The 264-nt window shown below is 60.6% G+C and carries 1 protein-coding gene; it reads left to right on the top strand.

Annotated elements, in window-relative coordinates; all coding sequences use genetic code 11:
- A partial coding sequence (locus SB753_RS38170) for an efflux RND transporter permease subunit (RefSeq protein WP_410805306.1) occupies window positions 1–233 on the top strand: 233 nt, incomplete at its 5' end.
- Window positions 234–264 lie beyond the last annotated feature (31 nt).

Here is a 264-nt window from a genome sequence, read left to right as displayed (position 1 = left end):
CGTCGATCGCGTTCATCATGGGCGTGGTGCCGCTGGTGGTGTCGAGCGGCGCGGGTTCCGAAATGCGTCACGCGATGGGTGTGGCCGTGTTCTTCGGGATGCTGGGTGTGACGCTGTTCGGCCTGATGCTGACGCCGGTGTTCTACGTGGTGCTGCGTACGTTGGCGGGCGGCAAGATTCACGTCGCGCAAAAGGACTCGCCGCATCTCGTCGCGCATACGACGGACGCCTGATGGAGAAAATGACAATGAAAAGCTTTGAACA

The sequence above is a fragment of the Paraburkholderia sp. SIMBA_053 genome (genome assembly GCF_046534895.1).
GTDB lineage: Bacteria > Pseudomonadota > Gammaproteobacteria > Burkholderiales > Burkholderiaceae > Paraburkholderia > Paraburkholderia caledonica.
The sequence above is the reverse complement of the archived record's forward strand: the minus strand, read 5'-3'. Positions and strand labels throughout refer to the sequence as shown.